Consider the following 21278-nt stretch of genomic DNA (forward strand, 5'->3'; position numbering starts at 1 on the left):
CGGCCTCAGGCGTCCGCAGTCGCCCGCGGGGGCAACGTTGCAGGCCGTTGCAGCTGACGGGCCTCCCGGCGCCGCAGCACCGCCGAGACGGCGAGCACCCCGAGCCCGACGACGGCCAGCGCCACGCCCACCGGCGACGTCGCGCGGTACCCCAGGCCCGCCGCGATGACCGACCCGCCGAGCAGCGCGCCCAGCGCGTTGGCCGCGTTCAGGGCCGAGTGCCCGGCCGCCGCGCCGATCAGCTCGGCGTCCCCGGCGACCTCCATCAGGCGCAGCTGCAGGGTCACCACGAGCACCGAGGTCACCACCGAGACCAGGCACGCGACGACCAGCAGGGACACCGGGTGCAGGGCGGCGACGCCCATCAGGCCCAGCAGCAGACCGGTCGCCACCATCGCCCCGACCAGCGAGCGGAACAGCGCGACGTCGGCCAGCTTCCCGCCCAGCAGGGTGCCCAACACGCCGCCGATGCCGAAGGCCAGCAGCACCACGGGCACGAAGCCCGCGCCGGCGCCGGTGACCTCGGTGGTGATCGGCGCGATGTAGGCGTAGAGCGCGAACACCCCGCCGAAGCCGAACACCGCGGCCCCGATGGTCAGCCAGACCTGGGGCAACCGCAGCGCGGCCAGCTCGGTGCGCACGGTGGCCTCCGGGGTCCCCGGAGTCCGCGGTACGACGGCGACGACGGCCACCGCGGTGAGGACGGCGACCACCGCGACCGCCACGAAGGCCGACCGCCAGCCCAGCTGCTGCCCCAGCCAGGTGGCGGCGGGGACGCCGGCGAGGTTGGCCGCGGCCAGCCCGAGCATCACCGCGCTCACCGCCCGGCCCTTGAGGCCCGGGGCCACCAGCGAGGCGGCGACCAGCGACGCGACGCCGAAGTACGCACCGTGCGGCAGCCCGGCCAGGAAGCGGGCGACCAGCAGCGTCCCCTGGCCGGGGGCGAGCACGGTGAGCACGGTGCCGGCCAGGAACGCGGCCAGCAGGCCCAGCAGCAGGGCCCGGCGGGGCAGCCGGGCGGCGGTGGTCGCGATGACCGGCGCCCCGACGACGACGCCGAGCGCGTAGGCCGACACCAGGTGGCCGGCGCTGGGGATGTCGACGTCGACACCGCGGGCGATCTCGGGCAGCAGGCCCATGGTGACGAACTCGCTGACCCCGATGCCGAAACCGCCCAGGCTCAACGCGCCGATCGCCAGCGCCACCTGCAGCCGGCCGAGACCCCGGGGCGTCACGGGTCGGGTCGCCGTCGCGGCGGGCTCGGCGCTCAGGGGCTCGGTGCTCAAGGGCTCGGCGCTCAGGGGCTCGGCGCTCAGGGGCTCGGCGCTCAGGGGCTCGGTGCTCACGGAGCAGGCCAAGGGCAGCGGGGCGCGGGCCATTCCGCCCGTCGGCCGGTCGGGCCGGTCAGCGGGAGGGACGCCGCAGCCGCAACAGCTGGCCGGCGGCGGCCGCCCGCCGCGGGGAGCTCACCGGGAGGACGTCGAGCAGGCCCTGCCAGACGGCGGCGTCGTCGGCGGCCTCGGGCAGCCGGCTGTAGCGCAGCAGCAGCTCCGGGCGCTGGGAGCGCAGCACGGCCGAGCGCAGCGAGCCGGTGAGCCGGGCCCGCGCGGTGCGCACGCCGGGGGCCTCCGAGCGGGGCAGCAGCGCCCCCGGGTAGCGCTCGAGCGCGGGGCCCACGGCGCCGCGGGCCAGCAGCCGGCGGACCTGGTCCAGGTCGGTGTCCAGCGCGCTGGTCAACCGGTAGGGCCGGGAGCCCAGCAGCTCGGTGCCCTCCCCGAGCAGCCGGCGCAGCCGGGACAGCTCGGCGCGCACGGTGACCGCGGCGGCGTCCCCGGGGTGCACCTCGACGGCGAGCTGCTCGGCGCTGCGGCCCTCACCGGCGACGGCGGCCTCGGCCAGCAGCAGGAGCAGCTCGGAGTGCCGCAACGACAGCTCGGTGCGTCCGGCCGGGGTGGTGAGCCGGGCGCGCTCGCGGCCCAGCACCTCCAGCAGCGGGCTGACCGGCCGGGCGGCCGGCGGCGGCGCGGACGAGCGCCCCAGCTGGTCGCGGTGCAGCCAGCGCAGCTCGGACTCCGCGGCGGCGACGGTGGCCCGGACGAGGGTGAGCACGTGCGGGCTGGCGACGTGGTCCCCGCCGGTGACGTCGATGGCGCCCAGCACCAGGCCGGTGACCGGGTCGTGCACCGGGGCCGCCGAGCAGCTCCAGTGCTGCACCGGGCGGCTGTAGTGCTCGCCGCCGTAGATCTGCACCGGGGTGTCCAGGGCCAGGGCGGTGCCCGGGGCGTTGGTGCCGGCGACGTCCTCGCCCCAGCGGGCGCCGGCCACGAAGTGCATCCGCTCGGCCTGGCCACGCAGCTGGGAGTCCCCCTCGACCCAGAGCATCCGGCCGGCCGCGTCGGTGACCGCGACGATCATCTTGTCGGCCTCCGCATCGGCGACCAGCAGCCGGCGGATGACCGGCATGACCGCGGCCAGCGGGTGCGCCTCGCGGTAGGCCAGCAGCTCGTCGTCGAGCAGGTCGACCGGGGGCGGGGCACCGTCGGGGTCGACGCCGTTGCCCAGGCTGCGGCGCCAGGAGTCCCAGACCACCGAGCGCACCTGGTCCCGGCGGGGGGCGCCGCCCCGGGTGACCATCGCCTCGTGGGCGGCCCGCAGCCGGCGGGTGGCCACGGCGGTGGGCGCGCCGTCGGGCAGCGCGAACCAGGGGTTCAGCGTCGTCACGCGTCACCCTGCCCCGTCGTGCCCGCCCAGTGGCTCATGTCACGCCCATCGTGACCGGTGCGACCCGATTACGCCAGGAGTGCCGTCCCCGGCGGGGGGAGGGGTCAGTCGCCGGTCTCCCAGGCCGGCAGCTGCCACGGCCGCACGACGGTGGCCAGCACGACCCCCGCGAGGGCGAAGGCGGCGACCACGACGGTGCCGATGGCGGCGCCGTCGTTGCCCAGCACCCCGACCAGCGGGGCGACGACGGCGCCGACGCCGAACTGGACGGCGCCGAGCATCGCGGCGGCGGTGCCGGCGGACTCCCCGTGCCGGCTCAGCGCGATGGCCGGGGCGTTGGGCAGGGCCAGGCCGCTGCCGGCGAGCACGACCCAGATCGGGATCGCGACGCCGAACAGGCCGCCGGTGCCGGTGGAGGCGAGCACCAGCAGGACGACGCCGGCGGCCCCGGCCAGGGCCAGGCCGCCGACCAGGATCGCCTGGGGCTGGAAGCGGCGCAGCAGCAGCGGGTTGAACTGGGTGGCCCCGATCAGCCAGATCGCACCGGCACCGAAGAGCAGCCCGAACTGCTGCTCGTCGAGCCCGAACTCGTCCTGGTAGACGAAGGAGGCACCGGAGACGTAGCTGAACAACCCGGCCATGGTCAGCCCGGCGACGACGACGAGACCCACGAACACCCGGTCGCGGAACAGCCCGGCGTAGGCCCGGACGGTGACGCCGAGCCCGGCCGCGGCCCGTCGCTCGGGCGGCAGCGTCTCCGGCAGCGCGGCGCCGACGACGAGCACCAGCAGCAGGCCGTAGACGGCCAGCGCGACGAAGACGCCCCGCCAGGAGGTGTAGCGCAGCAGCTCCCCGCCCAGCGTGGGCGCGAGGACGGGCGCCGCGCCGATGACCAGGAACAGCCGGGACAGCAGCGTCGCCGCGGCCCGCCCGGTGTAGAGGTCGCGGACCACGGCCAGCGCGATCACCGCGCCGGCGGCGGTGCCCACGCCCTGCAGCACGCGCAGGGCCCCCAGGACGGCGATGTTCGGCGCGATGAGCACCAGCAGCGAGGCGACCACGTGCAGCGCGGTGCCGGCGATCAGCGGGCGCTTGCGGCCGAAGCGGTCCGAGAGCGGGCCGAGGACCAGCTGGCCCAGGGCGAGCCCGAGCAGGGTGCCGGTGAGGGTGAGCTGCACGGTGGCCGACGACGTCGCCAGGTCCTCGGCGATCGTCGGCAGCGCCGGCAGGTACATGTCGATGGTGAGCGGCCCCAGCGCGACGAAGGCGCCCAGGGTCAGGGCCAGCTTGGCCCGACCGGGCGGCGGCTTCGTGCCCGTGCGGGCGGTCTGCTGGGTGTCGGTGGCGGTGCTGATGGCGGTGCTCCTCGCGTCGTCGTCGTGCCGCCCCGGAGGAGGACACAGCAGACGCCAAGCCACCGGCGGACGGTCCTGTTCCCCGACCCGCCCGACGTCACCCGCTGTTCACGTCGGCGCTCAGCCGCGCGGCGGCCTCGCGGGCAGCAGCGCCCGGACGTCCCGGGCCCGCCAGGCCCCGCGCCAGAGGCCCACGCCGTAGGCCAGGTCCTCCAGCCGGCGGGCCGCGGCGAAGCGGAGCAGCCCGACCCGCTGCCGGTGCGGCCACCAGGCCCCGACGGCGTCCACGGTGGCGGCCAGCAGCACCAGCCGGCGGGCCCGCCGGCTGCCCAGCAGCGGGACGGCGAGCGGCCAGTGGTGCCGGGTGACCGAGCGGGCCAGCGTCCGGCCGGCCGCGAACGACCCGCGGACGACCAGCGTCGCGGCCAGCCCGGTCGGTGGCGGGTCCCCCAGCCGACGGGCCAGTCCCCGCGTGGCCACCGCGAGCACCCCGGCCGCGGCCAGCGCCCCCGCCCGGCCGCCGAGCAGCACCAGCGCCCAGGCCGCCGCCGACCACGGCGACATCACCACCGGGGCCACCGCCGAGCCGTGCCGCTGGGCCAGGAGTGCCGCACCGGTGCCGTAGAAGGCGCGGCGGCGCAGCCACTCCCCGGTCCGGGCGGGGTGCTCGTGGGCGACCCGGGCGGCCGGTTCGTAGCGGACCCGCCAGCCGGCGGCGGCCAGCCGCCAGACCAGGTCGACGTCCTCGGCGACCTGCATGGACTCGTCGAAACCGTCGCCGAGGGCCTCCCGGCGGGCCAGCAGGGCGGCACTGGGCACGTAGGACACCCCGGTCAGCGGGGCGACGGCGGCCGGGTGGTCCCCCATGTCCAGCGCGCTGACGGCGTCCTCGTAGCCGGTGACCCAGCCCGGCCGCTCCCCCGGCAGCGCCGAGATCCGCGGTGCCACGAGGGCCAGCCGGGGGTCGGCGAGGTGCGCGGCGAGCACCCCGAGCCAGCCCGGTCGCGGCACGCAGTCGGAGTCCAGGAAGGCGACGGCACCGGTCCGGGCCGCCCGCAGTCCGGCGTTCCGGGCGGCCGAGGGGCCCCGGCTGGTGTCGTGCCGGAGCACGTCGGCCCGGTGCCGGGCGCTGACCGCGGCGAGCCCGGCCGGGTCCGCGGACCCGTCGTCGACGACGGTGACAGGGAGGTCCGCGGTCTCCGGGTCGGCGCGCAGCGCGGCCAGCAGCCGGTCCAGCTCGGCGGCCCGGTCCTTGACCGGCACGACCACCGTGACGTCGGCGGGGACCACCGGCGTCGGCCGGGGGTGGGCCAGGCCGCTGTCCAGCAGCCGGGCGGCCAGGGTGCCCGTCGTCCGGTCCCGCACGGTGAGCCCGCCCTCGACCAGCAGCGCGCGGGCGCGCGGGGTGAGCCGCAGCAGCCGCAGCGGGGAGCCGCCGAGCAGGGTCCCGCCGTCGTCCCGGTGCCGGGTGCGGGGGTCCAGGACGACGGCGAACCCGTCGGGCAGCCGGGCGTCGGGCGCCGGCCTCACCGGGGCGGGGAGACCGGGACGTCGTACCTGTGGACGGAGTCGTCCACGGTGACGAGGACCAGCCCCTCGACGAGGGCCTGGGCGATGAGCATCCGGTCGGAGGGGTCCCGGTGGTGTGGCGGGAGGTGAGCCAGCACCGCTGCGTGTGCCGACGTGAGGGGCAGTTCCGTGAACGACTCGTCCGGGCTGGTCCCGAGCAGGTGGTCGGCGACGTCGAGCTTGCCGAGAGCGGACTCGACCGCCAGCTCGGCGGTGGTGACCGCCGAGAAGAACACGTCGTCGGTCGAGTCGGCCAGTGCCCGCCGCACCGGGTCCGGGAGCAGTGACTCGTCCCCTCCGGCCCACCGGACCAGGACGTGGGTGTCGAGCAGGAACCTCACTCGCCGTACCAGTCCTTCTCGTCCTGCTCGGTGGACTCGTCGGAGTCCGGCGCCATCTGGATCTGGCCCTTCCAGCGTCCGGGGGCGCGGCTCGGGACGGCGTCCACGATCGGGGCCAGCCTCGCCACGGACCGCCCGTGCCGGGAGATGACGATCTCCTCACCCGCCTCGACCCGCTTGAGCAGCGCGGACAGCTGCGCCTCGGCGTCGTACACGCTGACGACCGTGGTCATGACGCCCAGGATGTCTGGTCGGAGTTGGTCAGACCAGTTCCTGCGCCGCCACCGCGGGCCGCCGGAGGGCCAGGGTGCCCAGGAACCCGACGAGCAGGGCGAGCAGCACCCCGAGGTTGGCGTAGGCCCAGTCCCCGGTGCGACCGCCCAGGCCCAGCGGACCCAGCAGGTAGCCCTGCCAGTCCAGCCAGCCGGCCATCGCGTTGGTGACCAGGCCCCAGCCCAGCAGCGTGCCGACGACCAGCAGCGCCAGCGGCACCGGCGGGACCGAGCCGTAGCGGCCCCGGGCGTCGTAGAGGTCGGCCTCGGCGTAGTCGCGGCGTCGCAGCGCGATGTCGGCCAGCACCACCCCGCACCAGGCGGCGACCGGGACGCCCAGGGTGATCAGGAAGCCCTGGAACTGCACGATGAAGTCGCCCTCGGCGACGAAGACCACCCAGACGGCGCCCAGCACCATCAGCACGCCGTCGACGCCGGCCGCGGCCGCGCGCGGGATGCGGACACCGGCGGCCAGCAGGGCCAGGCCGGAGGAGTAGATGTCCAGCAGCGCGCCACCGACCAGGCCGAGCACCGCCACGACGACGAAGGGCACCAGGAACCAGGTCGGCAGCAGCTCGCCCAGCGCGCCGATCGGGTCGGCGCCGATGGCGGCGGCGAGGTCGCTGTCCGAGGCGGCCAGCAGCAGGCCGGTGACGAGCAGGACCACCGGGGCCAGCGCGGAGCCGAACGTGGTCCAGCCGACGACGCCGCGGCTGGAGGCGGTGCGCGGCAGGTAGCGGCTGTAGTCGGCCGCGGCGTTGACCCAGCCGAAGCCGTAGCCGGTCATCACGAAGACCAGCGCGCCGACGACGAACGCCGTCGACCCGGCGGGCACCGCACCGACCGCGGCCCAGTCGACCTGCGGCAGCACGAGCACCAGGTAGACCACGGTCAGCACGCCGCTGACCACGGTGATCACCGTCTGCATCCGCAGGATCGTGTCGAAGCCCAGCACGCCGCCGACCACCACGAGCCCGGCGACGACCAGCAGCGCGACCACCGTCGTCGCCGTCCCGCCGCCCCAGCCGAGCTGGGTGAACACCGTCGCGGTGGCCAGGGTCGCCAGGCTGGTGAGCACCGTCTCCCAGCCGACGGTCAGCACCCAGGAGAGCACCGCCGGCACCCGGTTGCCGTGCACCCCGAACGCCGCCCGGGACAGCACCAGGGTGGGCGCGGAGCCGCGCTTGCCGGCGATCGCGATGAACCCGCACAGCGCGAAGCTGACGACGATCCCGACCAGCCCGGCCAGCGTGGCCTGCCAGAACGAGATGCCGAAGCCGAGCACGAACGAGCCGTAGGACAACCCCAGCACGCTGACGTTGGCCCCGAACCAGGGCCAGAACAGCTGCCTGGGGGTGCCCCGCCGTTCGTCCTCGGCGATCACGTTGATGCCGTTGGTCTCCACCGCCACGGCGGGACCCTACGTCCGCCGCGGTGCCGCGCTCAGCCCAGCAGCCGCCCGGCCGGGTCGACCCGCCAGGTGCGGACGGCGCCGACCAGCCGGTCGACCATCCCGGCGAGCAGGACGGCGCCCTCCCCGGCGGAGGCCCCGGTCGGGTCACCCAGCACGCCGTTCGGACTGACCCCGGCCACGCCCTCGGCCCGCAGCCGGGGCAGCAGCGCACCGATCGGCGTCGTCTCCCCGGGCTCGGCGAGGTCCTCCCGCACGGTGCGCGGTTCCACGTGCAACAGCAGCGAGGTCTCGGTCCGGCCCGCGTGCGCGTCGCCGCCGGGGACGCCGCAGGGGAACCAGGCGACGTCCCGGCCCTCCTGGCGGAGCAGCGGGACGGCGCTGCGCAGCGCCTCCAGGTTGCCGCCGTGGCCGTTGACCACCAGCAGCCGTCCGGCCCACCGCCCGGCGGAGCGGCCGTACTCGACCAGCAGCCCGGTCAGCGCCTCGGTGCCCAGGGAGATCGTGCCGGGGAACCCCTCGTGCTCACCGCTGGCGCCGTAGGCCAGGGCGGGGGCGAGCAGCAGGTCGCCCAGCTCGTCGACGGCGGCCTCGGCCACGGCGCAGGCCACGGTGGTGTCGGTGCCCAGCGGCAGGTGCGGACCGTGCTGCTCCACCGACCCCAGCGGCACGACGACGGTGGGCAGTGGCGGCAGCTCGGGCGAGCGGGCGGCGCGCAGGACGCTCACAGCTCCCCCGCCACCCGGTCGGCCTCCACGCTCGCCGCGACCGCGGTCCGGGGCGCCAGCACGTCACCGACCCGGTGCACCTCCAGGCCACTGGCGGCCAGCTGCGCCCACAGCGCGTCGTCGGGGGTCGGGGGGACGGCGGTCACGACCCAGTCCACCACCCGGGTCTCCTCGACCCCGGTCAGGTGGTGCAGCAGCCGGACGACCCGGCGTCCGTCGCTGCGGGCGCGCACACCCAGGACGACCCGCTCCACGGTCTGCGCGATGCCCGCGACGGCCGCCCGCCGGTGCCAGAGCTCCCGGTCCAGCGTGGGCCCCAGGTCCTGCGCGGACACCAGCGCCCCGGTGACCACCTCGACGGTGCACCCCGCCGCAGCCAGCGCCTCCGCGGTGGAGGGGGCGTGCGGACCGCCCAGCTCGTCGACCACCAGCACCGACCCGGAGGGTGTGACGGACCGGTCCAGCACCGCGCGGACGTCGGCCACCCGGGCGTCGTCCCCAGCCCAGTCGGGTCGCGCCGGGCGGGCGCCGGTGGCCAGCACGACGACGTCGGCGTCGGTGGGGACGCCGTCCACCCGGCAGCCGGTCCGCACGGTCACCCCGGCCCGGTCGCAGTCGGCCACGGCCGCCGTCACCAGGCCCCACAGCTCGCCCCGGCCCGGCGCCCGGACGGCGTCGCGCAGCTGGCCGCCCACCTCGTCGGCGGCCTCCAGCAGGCACACCCGGTGGCCCCGGCGGGCGGCCGCCGCAGCGGTGCGGAGCCCGGCCAGGCCGGCGCCGACGACGACCACCGACCGCGGCCGGGTCGGGACCGGCAGCGGGACGGACTCCCGGCCGGTGCGCGGCTCCTGCAGGCACCCCAGCCAGCGGTTGGCGCCGACCCGGGCGGCGCACTCGCCGTTGCAGCCCACGCACGGCCGGACCGGCTCCCCGCGCCGCACCTTCGCGACGAAGTCCGGGTCGGCGACCTGGCCACGGACCACCCCGACCAGGTCGCAGTCCCCGCGCTCCAACGCCGCCTCGGCCTGCTCCGGGGTGGTGACCCGGCCGACCCCGACCACCGGCAGGTCGACGGCGGCCCGGATCCTCGCCGCCAGCGGCAGCGCGTAGCCCGCCGGCGTCGCCATCGAGGGCTCGACCAGGTAGAGCGACTCGGTGGCGACACCGACGGTGGTGGACAGCCAGTCGACGTCGCCGGTGGCCGCGAGCAGCCCGGCGACCGCGACGGCGTCCTCCGTCGTCGTCCCGCCGGGCTCGGCGGCGGCCAGCCGGACACCGAGCAGCCGGTCCGGCCCCAGCACCCCGCGGACCGCGGCGACGACGTCGAGCAGCAGCCGGGCCCGCTGCTCGACCGGGCCGCCCCACCGGTCGGTGCGCCGGTTGGCTGCCGGGGACAGGAACGCCCGCAGCAGCGAGGACTGGCTGGCCTGCAGCTCCACGCCGTCCATCCCGCCGGCGACGACGTGCCCGGCGACCAGCTCGAACCCGGCGACGACGGCGGCCAGGTCGGCGTCCGTGGCCTCCCGGGGCACCTCGCGGAACAGCGCGTCGGCGACCGGGGAGGGCGCCAGCAGCGGCACCCGGGACAGCAGCGAGCTGCCCTGCCCGCCGTTGTGGCCGAGCTGGGCGACCACCAGCCCGCCGTGCCCGTGCACGGCGTCGGCGATCGCGCGGCAGCCGGCCACCACGGCCGGGTCGGTGCCGTCGACGACCTTCTCGTAGGGCCGGTCGTCGGCCGACACCGACAGCTCCTCGGTGACCACCAGCGCGGCCCCGCCGGCGGCGCGGGCGGCGTAGTAGGCGGTGTGCGCCGGCGTCAGCCGCCGGTCCACCGCCTGGTTGGTCAGGTGCGCGCAGAAGACCACCCGGCCGGCCAGCACGTGCCCGCGCAGCCGGAGCGGCTCGAACAGGCGCGGGAACGGCACACCGTGACTCTGCCGTACCGCCCCACCCACCTGCGCCAGCCCGGTTGCCACCCCTCGCGCCGGGGCACACCCCGCCCATGACTGACGACTCCACCCGCAAGGTCTCCGGCCTCCTGTCCGACCAGCGCCTGGGCATGCTCACCACCACCGACCGCGACGGCACCCTGATCAGCCGGCCGATGGCCCTGCAGGAGGTCGAGTTCGACGGCGACCTGTGGTTCTTCGCCGCCCGGGACTCCCGCAAGGTCGCCCACATCACCGCGAACCCGCACGTCAACGTGGCCGTCGGCTCCGGCAGCACGTGGATCTCGCTCACCGGCACCGCCGCCGTCGTCACCGACGACGCGAAGAAGAAGGAGCTGTGGAACTCCGGCGTCGCCGCGTGGTTCCCCGACGGCCCCGACGACGACGAGATCGTGCTCATCAAGGTCGACGGCGACTCCGCCGAGTACTGGGACACCCCCGGCGGCCGCGTCTCGACGCTGCTGAGCTTCGCCAAGGCCAAGGTCACCGGCGAGGCGTACTCCGGCGGGGAGAACGAGAAGGTCGACCTGCCCTGACCTCGCAGCGGCTGCACAGCGGGTCCTTCTGCTGCTCCCGCCGCCCCGCCGCCCCGCCGCCCCGCCGCCCCGCCGCCCCGCCGCCCCGGGAGCGTGGATCAGGGGCGTTCACCAGAGTCCGTCCTCCCACACCACATCTCGTGGGGGAGGACGGACTCTGATCAGGGACCCTGATCAACGCTCCTCGGGCGGGGGCGGGCGTGGGCGGGCGGGCGTGGGGCTGCGGGCGGCGGGCGGCGGGGTCAGTCGGTGAAGACGGCGGTCAACGCGCGGGCGACGTCGGTGTGGTCGCGGACCAGCCGGATCCGGCCGCGACCCCTCCTGGCGAGGTCGCGGCCCAGGTCGACGTCGTCCTCGCCGGAGGTGTCCAGCAGGACGTCCAGGCGGGGCAGCCGGGCGGCGGCGGTCCGCGGGTCCGGGCCGGCGTTGTGCACGCAGTCGCTGAGCAGCAGCACCCGGGCGTCGCGCTGGGGCACCCCGGCGAGCAGCCGGCCCGCCGTCTCCAGCGCGAAGGACACGTTGGTCAGGCCCTGGGTGGGCACCCGGAGGAGCAGGTCCAGCACGCCCAGCGGCTCGACCGGGGCGCCGAGCGGCACCAGCACCGCCGCGTCGGACCAGAAGGCGACGACGGCCAGCCGGTCCCGGCCCAGCTCACCGGCCAGCGCGCCGACGGTGGCCGCCGCGGTGCGCAGCCGCTCGCCCTTCATCGACCCGGAGACGTCGACGACGAGCACCACCGAGCGGGTCCGGCGGAGCCGCTCGCGGACGACCACGTCGTCGTCCTCGGGCAGCGGGGTGCCGGCGATCGCGTCCAGCGTGCGTTCCAGGTCCAGCTCGTCGGAGCCGCCGGTCCAGCGCTGGGAGGTGAGCTCTCCGACGCCCCGGCGGGAGCGCCGGTCCCGCGGCGGGCGGGGCACGGCGAGCCGGCGGGCGATCTGCCGGGCCCGCTGCCGGGTGCGCGCGTCGGCCTCGGACTCCACCGACAGGTCGGCCAGCGCGATCAGCTCGGCCGGCTCGTCCGTCGTCCCGGGGCCGGAACCGCCGCGCTGGGCGGCGGTCTGCCGTTGCCGGCGCCGGTCCCCCGAGGACAGCGCCAGCCCCGAGCCGCCCTTGGACGGCTCGTACGTCGAGGGCTGTTCGGTCAGCTGCTTGGGCCGGCGGCGCAGCGGCGTGGTCCCGCGGTGCTGTCGAGCGCTCCCCGGCCGGTCGCGGCGGGTGACCGGGGAGTCGGCCTCGACGGTCCTTCAACCCGGCTCGGCCGTCGCGGGCTGCAGCAGGAAGTGGTCCTCCCAGATCTCCCGGAGCACGCCCTCGGGGGTCTGCTCGGCGATCTCGTCCAGGTGCACCCGGCCGCTGAGCGCGACCAGCACCGCATCCCAGACGACGCCGGTGTAGTCCGCCGGCAGGTCCCGCGGCGGGGCGACGTCGGGGGCCGGGGGCAGCGCGACCCCGCGCATCGCGGCCAGCTGGGCGGCCACCAGCGCGACGTCGATGGCGCCGCGCACCGAGCTGCCCTGCCGGACGTCGTCCCGCTCCCGGGTGGCCCGGGTGAGCGCCACCGCGTCGGCGACGAGCCGGGCCGAGCCGACGCCGGTGCGGCGGGCGACGATGCCGCGCTCGGCGTCGGCGTCCTGGTAGTCGACCGCGAGCCGGCACATCCGGTCGGACACCGAGGTGGGCATCCGCGTCGTCCCGACGGCGTCGTAGGGGTTCATCGAGGCGACCACCCGGAAGGTGGGCAGCGCCTGCACGGTGCCGACCGTGGGCACGGTGATGGTGCGCTCGGCCATGGCGGTGAGCAGGGTGTTCAGGGTGTCCTCGGGGGCCCGGTTGAACTCCTCGACGTAGAGGAACCCGCCCTGCCGCATCGCCTCCACCAACGGCCCGGGCACGAAGTTGTCCGCGGTGTAGTCCTCGCGGAGCACCCGGGCCGGGTTGTGGTGCCCGACCAGCCGGGTGGGCGTGAGGTCGGCGTTGCCCTCGACGAGCAGCAGCGGGATCCCCCACTCGCCGGTGATGGCGCGCAGCAGCGTCGACTTGGAGGTGCCGGGCGGGCCCTCGATGAGGACGTCGCGGCCGGCGGCGACGGCGGCCAGCAGCAGGTCGGTCTCGCGTTCGCGGCCCACCAGGTGGGCGGCGACGCGGTCGCGGACGGCGCGGACGTCGGCGGTCGCCGACGTCGTCGTCCGGTGGTCCAGGTCCATGTCGTCCCGTCGTGAGGGGGGCGGCCGGGGGTGTCCCCGGCCGCCCCGGTGGTCACTTGACCGTGTAGCCGGCGTCGACCGGGAGGGTCACGCCGGTGATGTAGCGCGCCTCGTCGGAGACCAGGAACAGGACCGCGTTGGAGATGTCGACCGCCTCCACCCACGGGACCGGCAGCGCGTTGGTGGACTCGAAGACCGGCGCGGCCTTCTCCCGGGTCGGCGACGGGTCGTCGGGCGCGAAGAGCCCCCAGGTCTTCTCGTTCTGGATCATCACCGTGTCGACCCCGGTGGGGTGCACGCTGTTGACCCGGATCGAGTGCTGGGCGAACTCGTTGGCCAGCGTCCGCATCACCCCGACGACGCCGTGCTTGGCCGCCGTGTAGTGGATCGTGTTCGGGGTGCCCTTGAGGCCCGCCGTCGAGCTGGTCAGCACGATCGACCCGCCCCGGCCGCCCTCGATCAGGTGCGGCAGGGCCACCTTGCAGGTGTTCCAGACGCCGGTCAGGTTGATGTCGATCATCTCCCGCCAGGCCTCGTCGGTGAGCTCCAGCGCGGGCTGGACCTCGAACACCCCGGCGTTGCCGAGCACGATGTCCAGCCGGCCCAGCTGGGCGACGCCGTCGTCGACCGCGGCCTTCATCGCCGCGGAGTCCCGGACATCGGCCTTGGTGGCCACGATCCGCCGGTCCAGCGCCTCGACCTGGCGGACGGTCTCCGCCAGGTCCTCCTCGGTGGCCGGCGGGTACATGCCGATGCTCTCGATCGGCCCGCAGACGTCGACGGCGATGATGTCGGCGCCCTCCTGGGCCAGCCGCAGCGCGTGGCTGCGGCCCTGGGACCGGGCCGCACCGGTGATGAACGCGACCTTGCCCTCGACCCTCCCCGTCACTTCTGCACCGCGCCGGCGTCGACGGGCAGCTGGACGCCGGTGACGTACCGGGCGTCGTCGCTGACCAGGAAGAGGATCGCGTTGGAGATGTCGACCGGCTCGACCCACTCGATCGGCAGCGCGTTCATCGTCTTGAAGGACTCGGCCGCCTCGTCCCGGGTGACCTCGGACTTGGGCTTGTCGGGCCGGAAGAGCCCGTAGGTCTCCTCGTTGTGGATCATGTCGGTGTTCACCGACGTCGGGTGCACCGAGTTGACCCGGATCATGTCCGGGGCGAACTCGTTGGCCATCGTCTTCACCAGCCCGACGACGCCGTGCTTGGCGGCCACGTAGTGCGACAGGTTGGCCAGGCCCTTGATGCCGGCCGTGGACGAGGTCAGCACGATCGCGCCGCCCCGCCCGCCGGCCCTGATGTGCGGCACCGCCGCCCGGACGGTCTTGAAGACGCCGGTCAGGTTGACCGCGATCATCTCGTCCCACATGTCGTCGGTCAGCTCCTCGACCGGCGCGAACGTGGCGATGCCGGCGTTGGCCAGCACGATGTCCAGCCGGCCCAGCTGCGCGACGCCGTCGTCGACCGCGGCCTTGAGTGCCGCGGAGTCCCGGACGTCGGCGACGCTGGCCACGATCCGCCGGTCCAGCGCCTCGACCTGCCGGACGGTCTCCGCCAGGTCCTCCTCGGTGGCCATCGGGTAGCCGACCGACCCCATCTGCGCGCACAGGTCGACCGCGATGACGTCGGCCCCCTCCTGCGCCAACCGGATGGCGTGGCTGCGGCCCTGACCGCGTGCCGCACCGGTGATGAAGGCGACCTTGCCCTCGAGCTTGCCCATCGGTTCGTTCCTCTCGTCGGGTCCCCCGCTGCGTGACTGAGCGCGGTCCGACCCAGCGGGGGTCGGACCGTCAGGGCCCCTGCGGGGCCGCGGCCACCGGCCGCCCGGTTCGCGGCTTCCACGCCGCGGGGCCGCGGAGGTACCAGGGCTTGCTGACCGGGAGCGACTCCAGCGCCGGGGTGGGGCTCACGCGTCCACTGCCTCGCGGTCGGAGACGGCGAGCGCGGCCCGCCGTCCCTCGAGCACGGCGTCGAGCACGGTGCGGGGCGCGACGACGTCCCCGGCGAAGTGTTCGCGTCCCTCGTCGGGCAGCACCCGACCGGGCAGCCGGTGCCCGGCGTCGACGACGGCCGCGCACGGCACCTCGACGACCGCGCCGCTCCACCGGTGCTCCAGCACGGCGACCCCGGCCGCCCAGGACCTCAGCAGCACCGCGGTCTCCCGGCGGACCCCGGCCCGGGCCAGCCGGCCGTTGGCGTCGGCCAGGTCGCCGGTGGCCCCCAGCCCCGAGCCGACCAGGTCGTCGGGTGTGGCCAGGGTGACGGCGCGTCCGGTTCCGGCCAGCAGCTCGGCGACCCCGACGCCGACCGGGCCCCCGACCGGGTCGTGCACCACCACCGGGCCGTCGGGGAGCTGCCCGCCGGCGAGCACGTCGGCCGCCGGGACCGCGCCGGGGACCACGGGGACCCCGGCCAGCCCGCCGGTGGCGACGACGTCGGCGTCGTCGGTGCGGCCCTCGGTGACCGTGACCCCGAGCCGGGCGCACTCGCCGACCAGCCAGTCCGCGAAGTCCTGGAATCGTTCCCGCCGCGGGGCTGCGGCGACCACGGGTAGCAGCCCGGCGACCGCCGGGGCCACCACCTCGACGTCGTGCCCGCGCAACGCGAGCACCCGGGCGGCCTCCAGACCGGCCGGACCGGCCCCCGCGACGACCACCCGGGGACGCGTCCCGGGGTCGGCCACGTCGACGTCGGGCTCGGTGGTCTCGTGGCCGCTGCGCGGGTCGACCACGCAGCTGACCGGCGGGTTGCGGGTGTCCAGCACCTGACAGGCCTGGTTGCACAGCAGGCACGGCCGGGGACGCCGGCCGGCGCGGACGGTGGCCACGAGGGTCGCGTCGGCGATCTGCGCGCGGGTCATCTCCACCGCGGCGTACCCGTCGGCCAGCAGCTCCTCGGCCCGGTCGACGTCCACGACCGAGCCCTGCGCCACGACCGGGGTCGGCCCGGCGGCCGAGACGAGTTCCACGTGGAACGCCGGGACCCGGTGCGCGGTGGGCCGGTACGCGGCCAGGTCCAGCGCACTGCCGCGGACCAGGGTGAGCAGGTCGACCAGCGGGGCCAGCCCGGCGACCAGCGCCAGGCACGAAGACGGCGTCAGCCCGGCCCAGGGCGCGGACTCGTCCACCGAGAGCCGCAGCGCCAGCAACCGGTCCGGGCCCTGCGCGGCACGGACCGCGGCCAGCACCTCGCGCAGCAGCAGCGACCGGTCGGCGCCGTGGGCGTCGGTGCGCCGGTTGGTCAGCCCGGAGAGGAACTGGCGCAGCAGGGAGCGCGGCCCGGCATCGACCTCGACGCCGTCCAGCCCGGCGGCCACGGCGGTGGCCGCCGCCCCGGCGAACCCGGCGACCAACGCACCGAGCGCCTCGTCGTCCAGGGGCTGCGGGACCTCGCGGGTGACCACGTCGGGCACCCGGGACGGGCCCCACAGGGCCGCCCGGGTCCAGGCCGAGGAGCCCTGGCCGCCGGTGTGGGTCAGCCCGGCCAGCACCACGGTGCCGTGCGGGCGGCAGGCGTCACCGACCGCGGCCCACCCCGGCGCACAGGCGGCGGCGAGCGGGGCGCGCTCGGAGGGCTGGTCGGAGGGGTGCACCGACGCCGCCTCCACGACGACGACCCCCGCGCCGCCCACGGCCCGTCGCGCGTAGTACGCGACGTGCCGCGGCGAGAGAGCCCGGCCGGAGCCGAGGTTCGTCTCGTGCGGGCCGAACAGCACCCGGGAGGGCGCCGTCCGACCCGCGAGCGGGAGGGGGTCGGTCAGGCGCACGCGCTACCGGACGTCCAGGCCGGCCAGCGGCGACTCGTCGCAGATCTTCGCCGGCGGGATGGAGGGCATCCCCAGCAGCGTGGGCTGGCCGCGGACGGGGCCCTTGTGCGAGTGGTCGATGTGCGACTTGGGCGTGACCAGCTCCAGGTCCCGGGCGGCGAGGGCGTTCTCGCCGTAGCCCTGCACGCACTCGGGGTCGGGCCCGTCCAGCGGCAGGCCGGTGAAGAACTTGGCGGCCATGCAACCGCCCCGGCAGGAGTCGAAGTGCTGGCACTTGGTGCAGGCGCCACCGGTCTGCGGGTTGCGCAGGTCGGCGAAGAGCTCGCTCTGCTGCCACACGGTCTGGAAGCCACCGGGGCTGCGCACGTTGCCGGCCAGGAAGTTCTCGTGGATGGCGAACGGGCAGGCGTAGACGTCCCCGACCGGGTCGATGAGACAGACCACGCGACCGGCGCCGCACAGGTTCAGCCCGGGCAGGGCCTCCCCGAACGCGGACAGGTGGAAGAAGGAGTCCCCGGTCAGCACGTTGTCGCCGTTGGCCAGCAGCCAGTGGTACAGGTCCTTCTGCTGGGCCATCGTGGGGTGCAGCTCGTCCCAGACGTCGGCCCCGCGACCGGAGGGCCGCAGCCGGGTCAGTCGCAGCTGGGCGCCGTAGGAGTCGGTGAGGGCCCGGAACTCGTCGAGCTGCCCGGCGTTCTCCCGGGTCACCACGACCGAGACCTTGAAGTCCTTCATCCCGGCCTCGGCCAGGTTCTCCAGGGCCGTGATCGCGGTGTCGAAGGAGCCGGTGCCGCGGACCCGGTCGTTGACCGCGGCAGTCGCGCCGTCCAGGGAGATCTGCACGTCGACGTAGTCGGTGCGGGCCAGCTGGGCGGCCCGCTCCTTGTTCAGCTTCACGCCGTTGGTGGAGAACTTGACCCCGACGTCGTGGCCGATGGCGTAGTCGAGCAGGTGCCAGAAGTCCGGGCGGACGGTGGGCTCGCCGCCGCCGACGTTGACGTAGAAGACCTGCATGCGCTGCAGCTCGTCGATCACGCCCTCGGCCTCGGCCGTGGACAGCTCGCGCGGGTCGCGGCGGCCCGAGGAGGACAGGCAGTGCGCGCACGCCAGGTTGCAGGCGTAGGTGAGCTCCCAGGTCAGGCAGATGGGGGCGTCCAGGCCGTACTCGAACTGGTCGATCAGCTTGCCGCCGGTGGGCCGTTGGACCGGGGCGCGCGTGGGGAGGACGGCAGTCACAGCGAGCGACCTTCTTCCGGTTGCTGGTCGGCCTCGGTGCAGGGGCCCACCACGAGCTCGCTCGTGGTGGGGGACACCGAGGTCCTGATCTCGATCATCTGGGAGCGCGAGAGCGTCGCGAGTGCGGTCACGTAGGCCGGGTGCTGGGCCTCCGGGACGTCGCAGGCGCGCAGCGTGCTGGGGACGTCGGGGTGCTCCTCGAGGGCCTTCACGACCGCGACCAGGGGCATCGACTTCAGGAACGACAGCTTGCGGTTGCCGAAGTGGTAGACCAGCGCGCCGAAGGGCTCGGGGCGCAGCGCCACCGACCGGGACTTCCGCCAGGGCAGCGCGGGGTCGAAGGGGCGTTCGTCAGCGGGGACCGTGACCTCGCCCGCGGCCGGCGTGGCGCCGGCCGCGGGGTCGGTGACGAGTGCGGTGTCTGCCAACGGCTCAGTACACGCCGCACATGCCGTCGATGGAGACCTCCTCCACCAGGGAGTCCTCGACGAGGACCTCCTCGGTGGCTGCAGCCTGGGCGGTGGTCTCGGCGGCCTGCGTCTGCTCCGGCACGGGTGCCTCCTGGTGAGCTGGGTCACTGACTCCCCGGACGCTATGGCACCGAGTGTCACCGGGCAAGAGGGGGGCGCCACGGTCGGCGGGTGTCGGCGGCGCCGGTGCCCGGGAGCATGATCTGCGCGTGACCGAAGCAGCCGGGGACGCACGCGAGGCCACCCGGGCCCGGATCGAGGCCGCCGCACTGGAGCTCTTCACCGGCCGCGACTTCGAGACGGTGACCGCCGACGAGGTCGCCGACGCCGCCGGGATCAGCCGCCGGACGTTCTTCCGGCACTTCGCCACCAAGGCCGACGCGGTGTGGGGTGACTTCCACGCCCACGTCGTCCGGCTGGAGGAGCTGCTGGCCGGCACCGACGACGCTCAGCCGGTGCTCGCCTCGATCTGCGCGGCCTACGTCGAGGTCAACGACTACGCCGCCGAGGACCTGCCACTGCTGCGCCAGCGGATGCGGCTGATCCTCACCGAGCCCGCCCTGCAGGCGCACTCGCAGGTCCGGTACGCCGACGTCGACCGGGTGGTCGCCGAGCACGTGGCCCGGCGGACCGGGGACGACCCGCACTCGCTGGTCCCGCGCCTGGTCGCCACGGCCACCCGGGCCGCGGCGACGACGGCGTTCGAGACGTGGCTCATCGGCGAGGGGTCCCTGGCCGAGGACCTGCACACGGCCTTCGACCAGCTGGCCGGGGGCTTCCCGGGACTGCGCCGACCGGACTGACCGGACGGGTCAGGCGGGGACGGGCGAGGTCATCGACAGGACCTGGCTCAGGTAGCCGGGCAGCATCCGGCCGACCTGCTCCAGGGACTCCGCCAGCGGGGTGCCGGCGATGACGCGCTGCCGGTGCTCGTGGGCGTGCACCCGGGTGGTGGCCAGCAGCAGGGCCGCGGTCAGCCGGGGGTGCGAGCTGACCCCGGCGGTGGCCAGGTGCCCGGCCAGGGACTCCTCGGCGCGGGTGTGCACGGCCCGCTCGTAGCGGTTGAGCGCCGGCACCGACTCCACCTGCGCGGCCATGTCCAGGTAGGCGGGGTCGGCCAGGCCGCCCAGGTAGCCCACGGACGCCTCGGTCAGCTGGCGGACCAGCGCCTCGGCCCAGTCCTCACCGGGCGCGGGGCAGGGCGCGGAACCGATCATCACCGCCCACGGCACGCGGTCGGCGAAGAAGAGCTCCTCCTTGCTGGACACGTGGTTGAACACGGTCTGCACGGCGACGTCGGCGGCGCGGGCGACGTCCTCGATCGTGGTGTGCTCGAAGCCGCGGTCCCGGAAGAGCTCCTGGGCCACGGTCACCACGGTGGAACGGGTGCGGGCGCGTTTGCGCTCGCGCCGACCCGGCTCGTCCGTCACACCAGGCTCCCCCCGCGGAGAGTCCGCCCCGGACCACTCGCCGGGACCTGCCCGCACGACTTTAGACCCTTCAGTGCCGCTCCACACCGGTGAAGTCCCGCAGCCCCGCCAGCAGGCGGTCCACGTCGTCGGCGTCGGTGTAGGGCGCCAGGCCGACCCGCAGGCCGCCCGCATCACCCAGCCCCAGCCAGCGGGAGGCCTCCAGGGCGTAGAACGACCCGGCCGGGGCGTTGACCCCCCGCTCGGCCAGCGCCCGGTACGCGTCGCCGGCGTCCCGGTCGGCGAAGGTCAGCAGCAGGGTCGGCGTCCGGTGCGCGGCCCGCGACCACACCGTCACGCCGGGCAGCTCGGCCAGGCCCTCCTCCAGCCGCACCCGCAGGGCGTCCTCGTGCTCCTCGAGGGCGGCCATGGCGGCCAGCAGCCGGGTCCGGCGGGGCCCCTCCGGACCGGCGATGCCGGCCAGGAAGTCCACGGCCGCCGTGGTGCCGGCCAGCAGCTCGTAGGGCAGGGTGCCCACCTCGAACCGCTCGGGGACGGCGTCGGTGGAGGGCAGCAGCTTGTCCGGGTGCAGCGTGCCCAGGAACGCGGGGTCGGCGACCAGCACCCCGCAGTGCGGGCCGAGGAACTTGTACGGCGAGCAGACGAAGGTGTCGCAGCCCAGCTCGGTCAGGTCGACCGGCGCGTGCGCGGTCAGGTGCACCCCGTCGACGTGCAGCAGCGCACCGGCGGCGTGCACGACCTCGGCGATCGCGGCCAGCGGCGGGCGGGTGCCGATCAGGTTGGACGCGCCGGTGACGGCGACCAGCCGGGTGGCCGGGCCGACCTGTGCGGCGACGTCGGCGGCGGTGAGCTCACCGGTGGCCGGGTCGAAGCCGACCCAGCGCACGGTGGCGCCGGCCCGCTCGGCGGCCTGCACCCAGGGCCGGACGTTGGCGTCGTGGTCCAGCCGGGTGACCACGACCTCGTCGCCGGGACCCCAGCCCGCGGACAGGGTGCGGGCCAGGTCGTACGTCAGCGCGGTGGCGCTGCGGCCGAACACCACCCCGCCGGGGACGCCGCCCACCAGGTCGGCGACCGCCTGCCGGGCGGCCAGCACCACGGCGTCGGCGGTGCGCTCGGCGGCCGTCACCGAACCGCGGTTGGCGATCGGGGACACCAGCGTCGCGTGCACCGCGTCGGCCACCGGCAGCGGCACCTGGGAGCCGCCCGGGCCGTCGAAGTGCGCGGTGCCCGACCGCAGCGAGGGGAACGCGGCCCGCACCGCGGCGACGTCGTAGGTCATGGGCCC

General features: G+C 75.8%; 21 protein-coding genes. 2 read left to right on the top strand and 19 right to left on the bottom strand.

Annotated elements, in window-relative coordinates:
- Positions 1-5: 5 nt before the first annotated feature.
- From ASG41_RS13160 to ASG41_RS13200, 9 genes are all read right to left on the bottom strand, one after another.
- Positions 6-1346, bottom strand: coding sequence for an MFS transporter (locus ASG41_RS13160; protein WP_235564777.1), 1341 nt, complete (start codon positions 1344-1346; stop codon positions 6-8).
- A gap of 58 nt (positions 1347-1404) precedes the next feature.
- Positions 1405-2721, bottom strand: a complete 1317-nt coding sequence (locus tag ASG41_RS13165) for a hypothetical protein (RefSeq protein WP_056295444.1) — start codon at positions 2719-2721, stop codon at positions 1405-1407.
- 104 nt (positions 2722-2825) lie between these two features.
- Positions 2826-4139 (bottom strand): multidrug effflux MFS transporter, encoded by a 1314-nt coding sequence (locus ASG41_RS13170; protein ID WP_235564778.1) that lies wholly within the window; start codon positions 4137-4139, stop codon positions 2826-2828.
- 57 nt (positions 4140-4196) lie between these two features.
- Positions 4197-5606, bottom strand: a complete 1410-nt coding sequence (gene mftF / locus ASG41_RS13175) for a mycofactocin biosynthesis glycosyltransferase MftF (RefSeq protein ID WP_056295448.1) — start codon at positions 5604-5606, stop codon at positions 4197-4199.
- A complete protein-coding gene (locus ASG41_RS13180) occupies positions 5603-5986 on the bottom strand; it encodes a type II toxin-antitoxin system VapC family toxin (RefSeq protein ID WP_056295450.1) in 384 nt (127 codons plus the stop codon). Before ASG41_RS13180 ends, mftF begins: the two co-directional genes overlap by 4 nt.
- Positions 5983-6219, bottom strand: a complete 237-nt coding sequence (locus ASG41_RS13185) for a type II toxin-antitoxin system Phd/YefM family antitoxin (protein WP_056295453.1) — start codon at positions 6217-6219, stop codon at positions 5983-5985. The genes ASG41_RS13180 and ASG41_RS13185 overlap by 4 nt, the downstream gene beginning before the upstream one ends.
- A 28-nt stretch (positions 6220-6247) precedes the next feature.
- Complete coding sequence (locus ASG41_RS13190) at positions 6248-7669, bottom strand: cytosine permease (protein WP_056295456.1); 1422 nt, start codon at positions 7667-7669, stop codon at positions 6248-6250.
- A 32-nt stretch (positions 7670-7701) separates the two neighbouring features.
- Complete coding sequence (gene mftE, locus ASG41_RS13195; RefSeq protein ID WP_082556905.1) at positions 7702-8397, bottom strand: mycofactocin biosynthesis peptidyl-dipeptidase MftE; 696 nt, start codon at positions 8395-8397, stop codon at positions 7702-7704.
- Positions 8394-10322 carry an FAD-dependent oxidoreductase gene (locus ASG41_RS13200; RefSeq protein ID WP_056295459.1) on the bottom strand — a complete coding sequence of 643 codons (1929 nt, stop codon included), beginning with the start codon at positions 10320-10322 and terminating at the stop codon, positions 8394-8396. Before ASG41_RS13200 ends, mftE begins: the two co-directional genes overlap by 4 nt.
- Positions 10323-10399: 77 nt before the next feature.
- Between ASG41_RS13200 and ASG41_RS13205 the strand changes: the two genes are divergently transcribed.
- Positions 10400-10882, top strand: coding sequence for a pyridoxamine 5'-phosphate oxidase family protein (locus tag ASG41_RS13205; RefSeq protein WP_056295462.1), 483 nt, complete (start codon positions 10400-10402; stop codon positions 10880-10882).
- Between the two features lie 242 nt (positions 10883-11124).
- Here the strand turns inward: ASG41_RS13205 and ASG41_RS13210 are convergent, their stop codons facing one another.
- The 8 genes from ASG41_RS13210 to mftA form a co-directional block, all read right to left on the bottom strand.
- Positions 11125-11862, bottom strand: a complete 738-nt coding sequence (locus tag ASG41_RS13210; protein WP_235564779.1) for a VWA domain-containing protein — start codon at positions 11860-11862, stop codon at positions 11125-11127.
- 264 nt (positions 11863-12126) lie between these two features.
- Positions 12127-13086, bottom strand: a complete 960-nt coding sequence (locus ASG41_RS13215; protein WP_056295468.1) for a MoxR family ATPase — start codon at positions 13084-13086, stop codon at positions 12127-12129.
- Between the two features lie 52 nt (positions 13087-13138).
- Positions 13139-13975 carry a mycofactocin-coupled SDR family oxidoreductase gene (locus tag ASG41_RS13220; RefSeq protein ID WP_056295470.1) on the bottom strand — a complete coding sequence of 279 codons (837 nt, stop codon included), beginning with the start codon at positions 13973-13975 and terminating at the stop codon, positions 13139-13141.
- Positions 13972-14808: a mycofactocin-coupled SDR family oxidoreductase gene (locus ASG41_RS13225; RefSeq protein WP_056295473.1), complete on the bottom strand. Its 837-nt coding sequence runs from the start codon at positions 14806-14808 to the stop codon at positions 13972-13974. The genes ASG41_RS13220 and ASG41_RS13225 overlap by 4 nt, the downstream gene beginning before the upstream one ends.
- A 186-nt stretch (positions 14809-14994) precedes the next feature.
- Complete coding sequence (locus tag ASG41_RS13230; protein WP_056295477.1) at positions 14995-16854, bottom strand: mycofactocin system FadH/OYE family oxidoreductase 1; 1860 nt, start codon at positions 16852-16854, stop codon at positions 14995-14997.
- A 3-nt stretch (positions 16855-16857) separates the two neighbouring features.
- Complete coding sequence (gene mftC, locus ASG41_RS13235) at positions 16858-18090, bottom strand: mycofactocin radical SAM maturase (RefSeq protein ID WP_056295481.1); 1233 nt, start codon at positions 18088-18090, stop codon at positions 16858-16860.
- Positions 18087-18518: a mycofactocin biosynthesis chaperone MftB gene (gene mftB, locus ASG41_RS23135; protein WP_082556906.1), complete on the bottom strand. Its 432-nt coding sequence runs from the start codon at positions 18516-18518 to the stop codon at positions 18087-18089. Before mftB ends, mftC begins: the two co-directional genes overlap by 4 nt.
- A 4-nt stretch (positions 18519-18522) precedes the next feature.
- Positions 18523-18642, bottom strand: a complete 120-nt coding sequence (gene mftA / locus ASG41_RS23140; RefSeq protein ID WP_082556907.1) for a mycofactocin precursor MftA — start codon at positions 18640-18642, stop codon at positions 18523-18525.
- Positions 18643-18769: 127 nt separating this feature from the next.
- On the opposite strand from mftA, the gene mftR reads away from it, so the two are divergent.
- On the top strand, positions 18770-19363 hold the full coding sequence (gene mftR, locus ASG41_RS13245) for a mycofactocin system transcriptional regulator (RefSeq protein WP_235564780.1): 594 nt from the start codon (positions 18770-18772) through the stop codon (positions 19361-19363).
- A gap of 9 nt (positions 19364-19372) precedes the next feature.
- Here the strand turns inward: mftR and ASG41_RS13250 are convergent, their stop codons facing one another.
- The gene (locus tag ASG41_RS13250; RefSeq protein WP_056295483.1) at positions 19373-19990 is read right to left on the bottom strand and encodes a TetR/AcrR family transcriptional regulator; all 618 of its coding nucleotides are present in this window, start codon (positions 19988-19990) and stop codon (positions 19373-19375) included.
- Between the two features lie 70 nt (positions 19991-20060).
- On the bottom strand, positions 20061-21272 hold the full coding sequence (locus ASG41_RS13255; RefSeq protein WP_056295486.1) for a cysteine desulfurase-like protein: 1212 nt from the start codon (positions 21270-21272) through the stop codon (positions 20061-20063).
- Between the last annotated feature and the right edge of the window lie 6 nt (positions 21273-21278).

This window comes from Modestobacter sp. Leaf380 (assembly GCF_001424485.1).
Taxonomy (GTDB): Bacteria; Actinomycetota; Actinomycetes; order Mycobacteriales; family Geodermatophilaceae; genus Klenkia.

Excerpts from the sequence above, each read along its gene's own strand:
- ASG41_RS13225 (WP_056295473.1), bottom strand. The coding sequence starts at position 14,808 with ATGGGCAAGCTCGAGGGCAAGGTCGCCTTCATCACCGGTGCGGCACGC.
- ASG41_RS13215 (WP_056295468.1), bottom strand. The coding sequence starts at position 13,086 with ATGGACCTGGACCACCGGACGACGACGTCGGCGACCGCCGACGTCCGC.
- ASG41_RS13185 (WP_056295453.1), bottom strand. The coding sequence starts at position 6,219 with ATGACCACGGTCGTCAGCGTGTACGACGCCGAGGCGCAGCTGTCCGCG.
- ASG41_RS13255 (WP_056295486.1), bottom strand. The coding sequence starts at position 21,272 with ATGACCTACGACGTCGCCGCGGTGCGGGCCGCGTTCCCCTCGCTGCGG.
- ASG41_RS13205 (WP_056295462.1), top strand. The coding sequence starts at position 10,400 with ATGACTGACGACTCCACCCGCAAGGTCTCCGGCCTCCTGTCCGACCAG.